Below are 14093 nucleotides of genomic sequence, written 5' to 3' on the forward strand. Positions count from 1 at the left end.
TCCTGTCCGCTAATCACCATGCCGAAAATGAATACACAAACAATACTGACAAAAGTTTCCGAGTTTATGAACACTCAGGTTCCGTTCCAGGCACTGCTTGGCCTGGAAATTACGGAGTTTAACCCTGCGCGTGGTGAAATTCGATTTAAATGGCAGGAACAACTTATGGGTAATGTGCCACAGCGTATGCTGCACGGCGGGGTTACCGCAACAGCCCTGGACACCGCCGGAGGACTGGTCGCTATTGCCGGCATGGTCGACAGACTGGAGTCTCCTACTGAAGCTTATTTAATGGAGCGTCTGAGCCGTTGTGGTACTATTGACCTTCGGGTTGATTATCTTCGTCCGGGACGCGGTACCGAGTTCATAGCCAGCGCAACCATTATCCGCTCAGGTAATAAAGTAGCGGTGGCACGGATGGAGTTGCACAACGAAGAAGGCACGCACATAGCGTTCGGAACCGGGACTTATCTGGTCGGCTAACGCTGATAAAAAAGGATTCTATCGACATGTCCGATGACGCTGTTCGGGCGCGGCAAGGCGTTTTTTTCGCACTTGCAGCCTATACTTTTTGGGGCATAGCACCGGTTTATTTCAAGCTGGTGAAACAAGTACCTGCACTAGAAATACTCTCCCATAGAATTATCTGGGCATTTTTGATGGTGTTTGTACTAATAGTTGCCATGAAGCGACTGGACCGCATTCGCCCTATTCTGAAAAGCCGCAAATTAGTACTACGCTTAACCCTGGCAACCTGCCTGCTGGGTGGTAACTGGTTTTTATTTATTTGGGCCGTCAACAGTAACCACATGTTAGATGCCAGCCTCGGCTACTACATTAACCCATTATTGAATGTGGCTATCGGAATGGTGTTTTTTGCCGAACGTATGCGCCGCTTGCAGTTAGTTGCCATTGGTATGGCCGTGGTGGGCGTTACCATCCAAATTGTTACCTTTGGCTCGGTACCCTGGGTGGCTCTGGCTTTAGCCTCTAGTTTTGCCATTTACGGCGCCATTCGCAAACGCCTGCCGGTCGATTCTATTAGCGGACTTTGGCTGGAAACCGCGATTCTATTCCCGGTAATGCTTATTTATCTGTTTGTGTTTGCCGAATCAGCCAGTAGTGATTTAACCGCTAACCCGTGGACGTTAAACCTGTTGCTCGTTGCCGCCGGGCTGGTCACAACCATTCCACTACTGTGTTTTACCGCAGCAGCACAGCGCCTGCGTTATGCCACACTGGGTTTTTTCCAGTATATAGCTCCAACATTAATGTTTGCTTTGGCGGTAGTGGTTTACGGTGAGCCTTTAGAAGAAAGTAAGCTGGTCACTTTCATTATTATCTGGAGTGCGCTGGCACTGTACAGTTTCGATTCTATTATACAGCGCCAGCGTGATCGTAAAGCGAAGAAGAAGTTAGCTTCAGCTGAGGCTGGCATCCATTGAGATTTCAGCCTTCAGCACTTTGCTGACAGGACAGCCTTCTTTCGCTTTTTCAGCCAGTTTCTGGAATTTGTCTTCGTCAATATCCGGAATACTGGCTTTCACCTTCAGATGAATTTTAGCGATACTGAAGCCGTCACCATCTTCTTCTAACGACACTTCGGCTTTAGCATCAATACTGTCCGGCTCATAGCCAGATTCACCCAGCATTAACGAAAACGCCATGGCATAACAGCCTGCGTGCGCCGCACCCAGAAGTTCTTCCGGGTTGGTGCCTTTGCCTTCTTCAAAGCGGCTCTTAAATGAGTATTGGGTACTGTCTAAAACACCACTTTGCGTTGAAACAACGCCTGAACCTTCTTTTATACTACCTTTCCACTGTGCATTTGCAGAGCGTTTCATAAAATGCCTCCGACATTGTATGTATGTACCTTAAAGGTAGTCGAAGAATGCGGTTTTTGATCACCTCTTTACACTTTAGAAAACCGGATCCAGTCGTGCATAAGCAACAACCAGCCACTTGCTGCCGACATTGTCGAAGTTAATCTGAATTCTGGATTGCGGACCGGTACCTTCATAATTCAGCACCGTACCCTCGCCAAACTTAGGATGACGTACCCGCTGGCCTAATGAATACCCCGTTTGCTCAAAGCTTTCGTGGCTGGCTGCGTTATTGAATCGGCCATAACTGGCAGGCTTTTCTACCCGGGTTTGCAGCCGCACTTCATGCAGAGTATCCGCCGGTATTTCACTGATAAAGCGACTGACTTTATGGAACAACTCCTGACCGTAAATACGGCGCTGCTCAGCATAAGTAAGCACTAACTTTTCCATTGCCCGGGTCATACCGACGTAGCAAAGACGGCGTTCTTCTTCCAGCCTTCCGGGTTCATCCATGGACTGCTGAGACGGGAACAGGCCTTCTTCTACGCCCGTCATAAACACCAACGGAAATTCCAGACCTTTGGCGCTGTGTAGTGTCATGAGCTGTACGGCGTCCTGATATTCATCGGCCTGTTCTTCACCAGCTTCAAGTGAGGCGTGTGCCAGAAAAGCATTTAACGGTGTCATGTCCTCTTCGGCGTCATCCAGAGTGAAGTTTTCGCAGGCAGTCACCAGTTCTTTTAAGTTTTCGACCCGGGTTTCCGCTTTTTCGCCTTTTTCGGCCTCGTACATGGCCATCAAGCCGCTTTTCTTAATGACTTCGTCACTCAGGCGGCCTAATGAAAACTCTTCGGTTTCGTCGTCTAAGTTCCCGATAAAATCCAGAAACGAACCCACCGCGTTACGCGCCCGCCCGGCCAGTTGCTTTTCATTGACCATATATTTTGCCGCCTGCCATAAAGACTCTTCACGTTCTCGGGCAGCCTGGCGGATCATATCCATAGTCCGGTTACCAATGCCCCGCGTTGGTGTATTGATCACCCGCTCGATAGCGGCGTCATCATCGCGATTACCCAAAATTCGCAGGTAGGCCAGAGCGTCTTTTATTTCCTGACGGTCGAAGAAACGCAAGCCGCCATAAATACGATACGGAACGCGCGCATGCAATAAGGCTTCCTCTAAAATGCGCGATTGTGCGTTACTTCGGTATAAAATGGCGGAATCCTGCAGCGAACCACCCTGATCACGCCATTCTTCAATTCGCGCCACAATATAACGGGCTTCGTCCATTTCATTGAAGCCGGCATACAGACTTATCGGCTCGCCGTCGTTACCGTCGGTCCATAAGTCTTTACCCAGACGCCCCGAGTTATTGGAAATAACCGAGTTTGCGGCGCGCAAAATGGTGCTTGTAGAGCGATAGTTTTGCTCCAACCGGATAGTCTCAGAGCCTTCAAAATCCGATAGAAACTGATGAATATTCTCGACTTTGGCACCGCGCCAGCCATAAATGGACTGGTCATCGTCACCAACAATGGTCGCGCTGTTCTGACTGCCCGCTAATAAACGGATCCAGGCGTACTGAATGGAATTGGTGTCCTGAAACTCGTCGACCAGAATATGGCGGAAACGGTTTTGATAGTGCTCGCGGACAATACGATTATTGCGCAGTAACTCATGCGCGCGCAGCAGCAGTTCGGCGAAATCGACCAGACCGGCCCGGTCACAGCTCTCCTGATACAAGGTATAGATTTCTTTTAAGGTTTGCTCTGTAGGGTCGTAGGTTTCAATGTGCTGCGGGCGCAGACCTTCGTCTTTTTTACCATTGATGTACCACTGCGCCTGCTTTGCCGGCCAGCGTTTATCATCCAGGTTTAAGCTTTTAATTAAACGTTTAATTAACCGTTGCTGGTCATCACTGTCAATTATCTGAAAGTTTTGCGGCAGCCCAACGTCCATATAATGCGCGCGCAACAAGCGATGCGCCAGACCATGGAAGGTACCAATCCACATACCGCGCACCGAGCTTCCTACCAGCTGCTCAACCCGTCCGCGCATTTCGGCTGCCGCCTTATTGGTAAAGGTAACGGCCAGAATGCTAAACGGCGAATACTGCCGCTCCTGAATAAGCCAGGCAATGCGATGCACCAACACACGGGTTTTACCACTACCGGCACCGGCCAGAACCAGCATGTGACCGTCGGTTGCAGATACGGCCTGCTGCTGTCGTTCGTTTAAATCTGCCAGAAGCGGGTGTGTACTCATTAGCGGTCACCTAAATCATTATTAAGAACTGTATTACGTTATGCCGTCAGTGTAATAGTGCATCACTGTATAAGCAACCAGTAGTTGTCCGCCGGCTTTAATCCAATAAAAGCCGTTGTAGCTGATTCAGGTTATGCAAAGTAACGGTTGGCAACACCGATAAGTGCGCAGTGGTTCCCAGCCCCGAGGTTAGCCAGGCCGACTGCCAACCATGACGCTGCGCGCCGAGAATATCGGAATACGGATGATCTCCCACATGTAAGAACTCATGCGGTTGCAACTCAGGTAACTTTCGTTCAGCGGCGGCGAACATATCGGGCAGGGGTTTGCCGCGAATGCCGTCTCCGGGCTGAATCACCAGCTCGAAGTACTTAGCCAGACCAATTTTATCGGCATTAACATTGCCATTACTCAGCGCAATTAATTTGTAACGCTGCGACAGAGCCTCCAGTAATTTTATACTGTCTTGTGGCACTTCAAAGTTACTGCGCTCGGACAGAAACACATCCATAATGGTATTCGCGGCCCGCGCCGAATCATCAACACCGAACTTCTCTAACCCCAGCTCCAGGGTCTTCAGGCGCAGTTTGGTCATATCGCTGGCAAGAGTTTCATCAGTACGGCTAACCTCATCACGGAAACGGCGCCAGTGGTGCATGTCCCACTCAGCAGTTTGCGGGTATTGTTCCGCAATATAGCTGTGAGCGACTTCTTCCGTACGCTGCATAACCGGCACATTGTCATAAAGCGTGTCGTCTAAATCAAAACTGATAACTTTGGGTAAATGCCAACGGCGGTGGAACTGCATAACGCGTTACTCTTATTTGATAAAAGTTAAGTCGATTTTTTCCGGGCGCGCGGGTGGGCGCTGTCATAAACACTGGCTAAACGTTTAAAGTCCAGATGAGTATACACCTGAGTTGTGGATAAGTTGGCATGTCCAAGCATTTCCTGCACAGCGCGCAAATCACCACTGGATTCCAGCATATGAGAGGCAAACGAATGCCGTAACTTATGCGGGTGCAAGTCACCGACCACGCCTTGTTGTTTACCCCAGTAATTCAGCCGCTGCTGCACAGTACGAGGGCTAATACGTTGTAGCCTTTTGCTCACAAAAAGCGCCAGCTCAGGCTTTTGATTTAACCAGGCCTGACGCACTGACAACCATTTTTTTAAGGCTTTTTCAGCACAACGGCCAAAGGGCACAATGCGCGTTTTGCTGCCTTTACCGGTCACCCGTAATTGCATCATACGGTGATCAATGTGGTCCAGATCAAGACTCACCAGCTCTGCCAGACGAATACCGCTGGCATAGAGCAGCTCCATCATGGCGGCGTCGCGAATCGCCAGGTCATCATCTGTGGGTAAGTCCAGTAAATGCGAAATACTGTCCACATCGAGATTTTTGGGTAAACGTTTGGGGATTTTTGGTGCCGATACCGACATAGCAGGGTTGTCGTCCATAGCATTAGATTCCACCATGAACTGACAAAAGGTGCGCCATGCCGATAGCTTTAAAGCAATACTGCGTTCACCCAGCCCGTTGCGGCGCCAGCCTACCAGCAGCCTTTCAATAACAGGGACACGCAGCGCTTTAGGTTCCGTTATTTTTTGCAGTTCAAGAGCCGCGATATCAGCCGCAATAAGGCGCTGATAGTTCTTTAGCGTTAGCTCAGCTAGCCCCCGCTCTCCCTGCAGTTGTTGCATCCATTTTTGCTGCCAGTCATGCAGCTTCATGGTTTTGCAGTAGCCCCGGTAACAATGCGCTGAGCAAGGCCTGTAGCTGATTGATCAGTAACTTGTCCATTGCCGGCTCGAAGTGACTGGCGTTAGTATTACCGACCGCCAGCATCCCCAGCTCACCGTTATCGCCCAACAACAGCAGCGCCACGGAAGCAATCTTTTCGTCCTGGAATAACAGCTTATGCTCTTGCTCCGTTAAGCGACCGAGATAAATAGAACTTTCATTGAAACGTTTGCTTAGTAGCTTTTTGTGAGTGTCGGAAGCAAAGCTGTATTGCTCGCCTAAATCGACCGGGCTGTCGAAAAACTTCAAGGACAAGGCCGGCATTTCCAGCTCATTCTCAAAGGTGTTTTGCAGTTCATCCAGAACCTGACTCAGGCTCTGACAGCGCAACAGACTGACGTATAAGTTGCTGTAAGCCGAGAAAATCGCTTCATTGCGGCGCGCGTTTATCATCAGCTCGGTAATTTCTTCTTCCAGCTGCTGTACGCGCAAACGCAGCTTTTGCTGCTGCCGTTCAATTAACGAGACGGCGCCTTTTTCACTGTGTTGAAACTGTAACTGAGCCAGTAAGTCATCATTTCTCGTGAAAAAATCAGGGTTCTCTTGTAAGTATTCTCTTATAAGGCTGTCGTCTAAACGTTCATTTGCAATCATTTTCGATTCGCTACTCATAACACCATTTGTCCATCGTAAACTAATTCTGCGGGGCCGGTCATTTTTACAGGCTGCCCCTGCTGCCAACGGATAATTAAGTCCCCGCCGGGCAAGCTGACTTTTACTCGCTCATTTAATAAGCCTTGCTGAATGCCGGCTACAGCTGCCGCACACGCACCACTACCACAGGCCATGGTTTCACCTACGCCACGCTCAAACACGCGCAGTTTAATTTCGTCAGCCGATACTTTCTGCATAAAACCTACATTCACGCTTTCCGGAAAACGCTCATGCGCTGCCAGAGCCGCTCCCAGAGTTTCCACGGGCGCCGTGTCGACGTTATCCACGGCAATAACACAATGTGGATTGCCTAACCCCAGAACACCACAAAGAACCGTTTCTTCTTTTACTCTTAAAACATAGGTCTGCTCTGCTTTTTGCGCTTTAAAAGGCACCGCCGCCGGTTCGAATAAGGGTTCGCCCATATCCACCGTCACCTGACCGTCTTTCTCTAAGTGCAGAACCATTTTTCCGGCCTTGGTACTGACTTTAAGATGATTCTTATTGCTTAAGTTTTTAGCTTTTACAAACTTCGCAAAGCAGCGGGCCCCGTTGCCACATTGAGCAACTTCGCTACCATCGGCATTAAAAATGCGGTAGTGAAAATCCAGGTCAGGGTCATAAGGCGGCTCAACTAACAGCATCTGATCAAAACCAATGCCCGTGTGCCGGTCTGCCCAGCGGCGTATTTGATCCGGATTCACATATAAATTCTGAGTGACGTTATCCACCACCATAAAGTCGTTGCCGAGCCCGTGCATTTTTGAAAAATGTAATAACATTTTTATTTGCCTTCCTGGTGTAACAAGTGCTCGCCCCGGACGAGATCGTTAAAACTTTCACGTTCGCGGATCAGTGTAGCATTATCACCTGAGACCAAAACCTCGGGCGGGCGGCCACGACTGTTATAGTTAGACGCCATAGTAAAACCATAGGCACCGGCATGTTTAATGGCCAGTACGTCGCCCTGTTGCACATTTAAATGCCGTGCGTGTCCGAAAAAGTCGCCGGTTTCACACACAGGGCCGACAATATCATTCAACTGGTCGCCGCCGCGCTTATTTTCGTGCGCCGGTAAAATATCGTGCCAGGCCTGGTACAAAGACGGACGTATTAAGTCGTTCATACCGGCATCAACCAACACAAAGTTCTTATCTTCTGAGGGCTTAATATATTCCACTGTGGTCAGCAAAACACCGGCGTCGGCGGTAATCGCGCGACCGGGTTCCAATACCAAAGTAATTTGCGGGTAATTCTCGGCTAACTTAACCAGTTCCTTTAAATAAAAGGACTTATCCAACGGTTCTTCCGGCTGATACGCCACACCAAAACCGCCTCCTAAATCCAGATGTGTCAGCTGGATACCGTCTTTTTGCAGTTCCGAAACCAGATTAAACATGCGCTGCGCAGCATCGAGGAAAGGCTCAGCAGTCATTATTTGTGAGCCAATATGGCAGTCCGCACCAATTAAATTAATATTAGGCAGACTATGCGCTTTTAGAAAAACCGGCTTGGCCAGTGACATGCTGATGCCAAACTTGTTGGCTTTCATGCCTGTGGCAATGTACGGATGCGTTTTGGCATCGACGTCAGGATTTACCCGTATGGAAACCGACGCCTGTTTGTCCATGGCGGCAGCAATGTCCTGAATGCGCTCAAGCTCCGCCTCAGACTCTACATTAAAGCAGCCGATGCCCGCTTCCAGCGCCATAATAATTTCGTCTTTGGATTTAGCCACACCGGAAAAGACCACATCTTCGGCTTTGCCGCCGGCCATTAATACACGCTGAAGCTCGCCACCGGAAACAATATCGAAACCCGCGCCATGCTCGGCCAGTAACTGCAGAATAGCTAAGTTACTATTGGCTTTTACCGCATAACACAGCTTATGAGGTGCGGGCCAGTATTGCTGAAACTCACGCCAGTTTTTTAGAATCTGACCTTTGGAATAAACATACAAAGGCGAACTAAAACGCTCAATAAGACTCTCGACGTCGCAGTTTTCAATATGAAACTGACCATTTTTATAGTCAATTAATTCGCTCATTTGGTGTCTTCCGCTGGCGGCTCTGCAGGTGTATTTTGCTCTGGCATAGGCTCAGGCGTCAGTGGTCCTTTCTGACCACAACCGACTAAAGTCATTAAAATGGCTGATAGCACCAGCGTCTTGATTACAATTCGACTAAACATCGCTAAACTATAGGTATTCCGTTTGGGTTTCTATGATGCCTATCATCGCACCAGATACCTAAAAAGTCATTAATCGTCGTAAAGGAAAACGAATGACCCAACGCGTTAGAATTGCAACACGCAAAAGCAAGCTGGCTTTATGGCAGGCTGAACACATTCAACAACGCCTTGAAGAGCTGCATCCGGGCCTGTCGGTAGAGCTGGTTCCTATGTCTACCAAGGGCGATGTCATTCTGGATACCCCGCTGGCAAAAATTGGCGGTAAAGGCTTGTTCGTAAAAGAACTGGAAGTGGCGATGCTGGAAGGCCGTGCTGATATTGCCGTACACAGCATGAAAGACTTACCGGTTGAGTTCCCGCCGGGGCTGGAGCTTCACACCATTTGCGAACGCGAAGATCCGCGCGATGCTTTTGTATCCAACAACTACAAAAACCTTAATGAGCTGCCGGAAGGCGCAGTAGTCGGAACCTGTAGTTTACGTCGCCGCTGCCAGGTAAAAGAGCAGTTTCCACATTTAGTCATAAAAGATTTACGCGGCAACGTTCAAACACGTTTACGCAAACTGGATGAGGGTGAATTTGATGCCATTATCCTGGCGGCATCGGGTCTCATTCGACTGGAGCTGGGAGACCGCATTACCTCCTTTATTCCGGTGGAGCAGTCATTACCGGCTAATGGACAAGGCGCACTGGGTATTGAGTGCCGCAGCGATGACGACGAAATGAAAGCCTTACTTGCACCGCTGCAATGTCAGGAAACCCGTACCCGGGTGTTAGCTGAACGGGCAATGAACCGCGGGCTGGATGGCGGCTGTCAGGTGCCTATTGGTGCTTATGCAGAGCTGGAAGGTGATGAAGTCTATTTACGCGGCCTGGTTGGTGAACCTGATGGCGGAAAAGTGCTTCGTGATGAAGTGCGCGGCCCGGCGTCTAAAGCCGAAGAGTTAGGTTCAGAGCTTGCTGAGCGGTTACTTAAACAAGGTGCAGCTGAAATTCTGAGCGCAGTCTATGACAGTGAATCCAGTCACTCATAAAGCGGTTTTACTGCTGCGTCCGGGCAAGAGTCCGGACGACTTTACCCAACAGCTGCGCAAAACTGGCAGAGAATGCTTTGTTCACAGTTTTATTGAGATAGAGCCTTTACCTGTGAATAAAGAGCAGCTGACCCAGATTAAACAAAAGCATTGGGACGGCATTGTTATTGTCAGTAAAAATGCAGCTCATTATGCCTCCCGGGCTGGTTTTAGCGGGGTTCCTTCTAAATATTATGCAGTCGGTCCGGGAACCGCTTCTTTTGCGTGCAAACATTTAAACACTGCCGTGAGCTGTCCGGCCTTCATACATCAGTCGGAAGGGTTGCTGGAGTTGTCTGAATTACAAAAACTGCAGCAACAGAACTGGTTGATCATTCGCGGAGAAGGCGGTCGTGAATTATTGGCGGATGCCATACGAGCTCGCGGAGCTTCTGTCGATTACTGGGAAGTGTATCGCCGAAAACAACTCACATTGAACGACCCTGAACTGATTCAGCAGTGGATAAGCTCAGTTGGTACTATTGTTGTTACCAGCGCTGAACAACTGGGATACTTTTTGTCGTCTATGCCAAACTCTGCCCAAAGCTGGCTGGATAGCTGTCAGTGGATAGTTCCAAGTCATCGCCTGAAAGGTTTGATTCCTTTCGGACAATCAGACAATATCAAAGTGACAGGCAGTGCAGCGGACGCCATATTAATGAATGCGCTAATAGCGGATGGAAAAACTCATGACTGAAGAGAATAAAATTGAGAACGAAGAAGTTCAGAATAATGAACAAAGTAGCGAGAAGAGCACAGAAGAAGAAACCATAACCGCCGAGAAAAGTAGCGGGCGTTTCTTCAAACGCTTAGTCTGGCTTATTGTTTTAATCGCTATTGTCGCCGCCGCATACTGGGGCTATACGCGTTTCCCTGATTTATTTAACACAGACTCTGAACAGGTTAGTGAGCAACCGCAGGAAGATCCGGTTGAAACGCGCTTTAAACAACTGGAACGTTCCGTTGGAAATCTGGAACAACAACTACAGAACACCGTGCAGTCCCGCGAACTGGATAGGTTGAGTAACACCGACCAACAACTGCAGCGGGAACTGACGAGTTTGCGTCAGAGCCTCGAAGATCTTCGTGACGACATGCGCAAAACGCCTGCCGAAAAAGCGGCTTACTGGCGTCTACTGGAGATAAAACAAACCTTATCAGCGGCTGCACGAATGATGTGGAGTCAGGACGACTACAAAGCGGCGCTGCAACTTTTGAAGTTAGCCGACCAGCAGCTGTCGGGTATCGACAGTCGTAACGCAATTCGTACCCGCGAGAAGCTGGCGGGTGATATTGAACGAGTGAATGCCGCAGTTAAAGCAGACAATACTGACCTGGCGCTGCAACTCGTGGGTCTGCAACAACGCGTGTCAGACCTGCCCGACGAAGTAAACAGTAATCAACAGCGCTTAAGTTCTGACACCCAGAATGTCAGTGGTGATGTTAATGACTGGCAAACGAACCTGAGTGCTAACTGGCAGTCCTTCCTTGATAACTTTATCCGCATTCAACCCGTAGACAGCGATCCTAAACCTCTGCTGAGTGCGACCCAGCGCACAGCAATAAACGAACGCATTCAACTACTCTTTACTCTGGCTCAACAGGCGGCTGTAAAGAATAATGATGAATTGTGGCAGAGCTACCTGGACCAATTATCTAAGCTAATTGCGCAGGTAAAAGGCGATGGTGCAGCTTCACAGGATATTATTTCGCGTATTCAGTCACTAGGCCAGGAAGACTTTGAACAGCAGAGTATAGAGCAGCTTGAATCGCTGGACTTCATCGCTCAGGCTATTGAGCAGGGAGATGCCTCATGAAATGGATCATCGCTCTGGTTGTCATCATTATATTGGGGGCCATTATTGGACCACTCGCGTCGGGTAACGCGGGCTATGTTTTAGTTCAGTTTGCCGGAGTAGCGATTGAGACAACCGTAGTCGGCCTGTTTGTCGTTACTATTGTGGCAATTGCCGTACTCAGTGTTGTGGTGTCATTACTGCGCCGGCTGCTTAGCAAAACCCGCCAGGGTCGGAAGTGGTTGGCAAATCGAAGCGAACGTAAAGCTCAGAACATTTTTCAGCAGGGCATACGCGAGCTGCTCGATGACAATCCCGAAAAAGCAACTGAGAGCCTGTCTAAGGCTTACAAAAAATCTCCTGATAACAACATTGCCGCGTTAACTGCAATTGCCGCCTGCCTCAATAAAGACGCCGGAAAGGCAACTTACTGGCACGATGAAGCAGGGGCATTTTATGATAATGCAGATACACTGCTTCAGCTTGTTTCCATTGAACAGTCAGTAAAAAAAGACCCGACAGAAGCGGATAAAGAGATGCGAAGCTTATTAGAAGCTAAGCCACACTCTGCCAATGTACTTAAGTTAGCTTATCGGGTCTTTAAAGCGTCCGGAAACTGGCAGCAACTGAAAGAGCTATTACCTGAGTTGCGCCGTGTAACCGACCTTGCTCCAGCCGAATTTGACCGTCTTGAATATCAAGTCTATTTTGAACGCTTTGTTGCTGAGGGTCGCAAAAGTAACGAGATGCTGTACAACGAATGGCGCAGTCTACCCAGTAAACAACGTAGCAACGCAACTATTAGGTTAAGTTATGCCGCCGCGTTAAAACATTTAGGTGATTACGAAGTCTCTGCCAGAGTGATTTTAAAAGGATTAAAAAGAGGAGAGTTGCAACCAGCTGCCGTTAACTCTTTGCATTTATTTAATGCGAAATCGGAGAAGTTGCTGGAGTTTGTTCAAGCTCAGTTGAAACAAGATCCGGAAAATAGAGATTACCTCTATGCTCTTGCACAAATCGCTATGGATAATCAGGACTTTTCGTTAGCCCAACGTGCTTTGAAAAAGTTAGCAGAGATTGAACCCAGCAGTCACGTATATCGCTTATTGGGCAATGCTTATCATGCTCTTGGTGATAGTCAGCTAGCTGCTAACGCCTATAAAGAGGCGTTAGCTCACTAGTTAAACGTTGGCGCTGTAATTATTGACGTATACCTTCAATTGACAGCGTCAGCTCAACTTCTTTAGCCGTTGGGCCTAAGTTATAGTCAATTCCGTAATCAGCCAAGGTTAGGTCTACTTCACCTTCGAAGCCACGACGGAATCCGCCCCATGGATCTTTACCTGCACCAACATGCTCAACTTCGATTGCTATCTCTTTGGTTACACCATTAAGAGTGAATTCACCATACATAGTGCCTTCACCTTTATCGTCATCGTCCGGAACATATTTAGTACTTTTGAACGTAGCAGTAGGGTGATCAGAAACACTCAAAAAGTCATCGCCACGTAAGTGTTTGTCACGCTCAGCGTGGTTAGTATCAACGCTGGAGGTATCGATTGTGACGTTAACAGAGGCATTCTCCGGTGCATTCTCGTCATAGCTAAAGGAGCCTTCGAAGTCGTTAAAACGGCCGTATAACCAACTGTAGCCCAAGTGACTAATTTTAAACTCAATAAAGGCGTGTTGACCTTCAGTATCAATTTTATAGTCTTCAGCTATAGCTGCCGACGTAAATAACGCACTACCCGCTACAGCGGCTGCAATTAATGTCTTTTTCATTATGATTTCCTCTTAGTTTTTCCAAACATTCGAATAAGTGTGCTGTCTCTATTAATAAAATGATGTTTCAGCGCTGCTAACCCATGCCCACCAGCCAGGATCACTAAAGACAACGCTGAATACCAATGTATGTCACCAGCAATATCTTCTTGCTTTGGTAAATCGGTTATTACTGCTGGTACCGAGAACCAGTCAAATACGCTGATAGAACTACCATCTGCTGTTGAAATCAAAAAACCGCTAATCATTACTGTGAATAGCAGTAAATAAAGTAAAAAGTGGCCTGCTTTTGCTCCTAACCGCTCGAACTTGCTACCTAAAGGTTTAGGCTTAGTATTGGTTAAAGTCCAGAACACTCGTAAAACCGTTACAATAAGTAAGGTAATGCCAAACGATTTATGCCACCAGGGGCCAAGACGATACCACTCGTCGTAGTAGGTCAGAGTTAGCATCCACCAGCCTAAAGCAAATAAACCAAATATTATTAAGGCCGACAGCCAGTGAATTAATACTGCTGTCAAACCGTATTTATCTGATGTGTTTTTCCACATAAAGTTTTCCTGATTTGTCTAAGTTTTATGTTAGTTCATATTTATAGAATGAAAATACGTATTATTAGTAGATTAACATCTAATTAATAGAATGTAGTAGCCTGATGCTCTCGCATCAGGTGGGGTGGTTGGGGGTTAAACCCGGGGTA

Annotated in this window: 16 protein-coding genes; 6 read left to right on the forward strand and 10 right to left on the reverse strand. The window is 48.1% G+C overall.

Annotated elements, in window-relative coordinates; all coding sequences use genetic code 11:
- Positions 1 to 18: 18 nt before the first annotated feature.
- A complete protein-coding gene (locus tag B2U97_RS00885) occupies positions 19 to 483 on the forward strand; it encodes a thioesterase family protein (protein ID WP_011235772.1) in 465 nt (154 codons plus the stop codon).
- A 26-nt stretch (positions 484 to 509) separates the two neighbouring features.
- Positions 510 to 1445 (forward strand): EamA family transporter RarD, encoded by a 936-nt coding sequence (gene rarD / locus B2U97_RS00890; protein ID WP_153850297.1) that lies wholly within the window; start codon positions 510 to 512, stop codon positions 1443 to 1445.
- Here rarD and B2U97_RS00895 read toward each other — a convergent pair.
- The 8 genes from B2U97_RS00895 to lptM form a co-directional block, all read right to left on the reverse strand.
- Positions 1422 to 1844, reverse strand: coding sequence for an OsmC family protein (locus B2U97_RS00895; protein WP_011235774.1), 423 nt, complete (start codon positions 1842 to 1844; stop codon positions 1422 to 1424). The two genes, rarD and B2U97_RS00895, sit on opposite strands and share 24 nt — an antisense overlap.
- A gap of 75 nt (positions 1845 to 1919) precedes the next feature.
- Positions 1920 to 4091: a DNA helicase II gene (gene uvrD, locus B2U97_RS00900; protein ID WP_286823541.1), complete on the reverse strand. Its 2172-nt coding sequence runs from the start codon at positions 4089 to 4091 to the stop codon at positions 1920 to 1922.
- A 97-nt stretch (positions 4092 to 4188) separates the two neighbouring features.
- On the reverse strand, positions 4189 to 4899 hold the full coding sequence (locus B2U97_RS00905) for an HAD-IA family hydrolase (protein ID WP_034822916.1): 711 nt from the start codon (positions 4897 to 4899) through the stop codon (positions 4189 to 4191).
- Between the two features lie 26 nt (positions 4900 to 4925).
- Positions 4926 to 5828 carry a tyrosine recombinase XerC gene (locus B2U97_RS00910; RefSeq protein ID WP_272989296.1) on the reverse strand — a complete coding sequence of 301 codons (903 nt, stop codon included), beginning with the start codon at positions 5826 to 5828 and terminating at the stop codon, positions 4926 to 4928.
- Positions 5815 to 6510: a DUF484 family protein gene (locus tag B2U97_RS00915; RefSeq protein WP_272989294.1), complete on the reverse strand. Its 696-nt coding sequence runs from the start codon at positions 6508 to 6510 to the stop codon at positions 5815 to 5817. The genes B2U97_RS00910 and B2U97_RS00915 overlap by 14 nt, the downstream gene beginning before the upstream one ends.
- Positions 6507 to 7334, reverse strand: coding sequence for a diaminopimelate epimerase (gene dapF / locus B2U97_RS00920; RefSeq protein WP_272989292.1), 828 nt, complete (start codon positions 7332 to 7334; stop codon positions 6507 to 6509). The genes B2U97_RS00915 and dapF overlap by 4 nt, the downstream gene beginning before the upstream one ends.
- A gap of 2 nt (positions 7335 to 7336) precedes the next feature.
- Positions 7337 to 8599 (reverse strand): diaminopimelate decarboxylase, encoded by a 1263-nt coding sequence (gene lysA / locus B2U97_RS00925; RefSeq protein WP_272989290.1) that lies wholly within the window; start codon positions 8597 to 8599, stop codon positions 7337 to 7339.
- Entirely contained in the window at positions 8596 to 8742 is a 147-nt protein-coding gene (lptM, locus tag B2U97_RS14110) for an LPS translocon maturation chaperone LptM (protein ID WP_011235781.1), read from the reverse strand. The genes lysA and lptM overlap by 4 nt, the downstream gene beginning before the upstream one ends.
- A 92-nt stretch (positions 8743 to 8834) precedes the next feature.
- Between lptM and hemC the strand changes: the two genes are divergently transcribed.
- The 4 genes from hemC to B2U97_RS00945 are packed head-to-tail and all read left to right on the forward strand — an operon-like array spanning position 8835 to position 12792.
- Positions 8835 to 9776: a hydroxymethylbilane synthase gene (hemC, locus tag B2U97_RS00930; RefSeq protein WP_011235782.1), complete on the forward strand. Its 942-nt coding sequence runs from the start codon at positions 8835 to 8837 to the stop codon at positions 9774 to 9776.
- Entirely contained in the window at positions 9751 to 10512 is a 762-nt protein-coding gene (locus tag B2U97_RS00935; RefSeq protein WP_016341410.1) for a uroporphyrinogen-III synthase, read from the forward strand. Before hemC ends, B2U97_RS00935 begins: the two co-directional genes overlap by 26 nt.
- Positions 10505 to 11632 (forward strand): uroporphyrinogen-III C-methyltransferase, encoded by a 1128-nt coding sequence (locus tag B2U97_RS00940; RefSeq protein ID WP_286823543.1) that lies wholly within the window; start codon positions 10505 to 10507, stop codon positions 11630 to 11632. Before B2U97_RS00935 ends, B2U97_RS00940 begins: the two co-directional genes overlap by 8 nt.
- Entirely contained in the window at positions 11629 to 12792 is a 1164-nt protein-coding gene (locus B2U97_RS00945) for a heme biosynthesis HemY N-terminal domain-containing protein (RefSeq protein WP_286823544.1), read from the forward strand. Before B2U97_RS00940 ends, B2U97_RS00945 begins: the two co-directional genes overlap by 4 nt.
- Before the next feature lie 19 nt (positions 12793 to 12811).
- Here B2U97_RS00945 and B2U97_RS00950 read toward each other — a convergent pair whose 3' ends face one another.
- Positions 12812 to 13393, reverse strand: a complete 582-nt coding sequence (locus tag B2U97_RS00950) for a YceI family protein (protein ID WP_286823545.1) — start codon at positions 13391 to 13393, stop codon at positions 12812 to 12814.
- On the reverse strand, positions 13393 to 13944 hold the full coding sequence (locus tag B2U97_RS00955) for a cytochrome b (protein WP_011235787.1): 552 nt from the start codon (positions 13942 to 13944) through the stop codon (positions 13393 to 13395). Before B2U97_RS00955 ends, B2U97_RS00950 begins: the two co-directional genes overlap by 1 nt.
- Positions 13945 to 14093: the final 149 nt, after the last annotated feature.

It is taken from the genome of Idiomarina sp. UBA3176 (genome assembly GCF_002364295.1).
Classification (GTDB): Bacteria; Pseudomonadota; Gammaproteobacteria; order Enterobacterales; family Alteromonadaceae; genus Idiomarina; species Idiomarina loihiensis.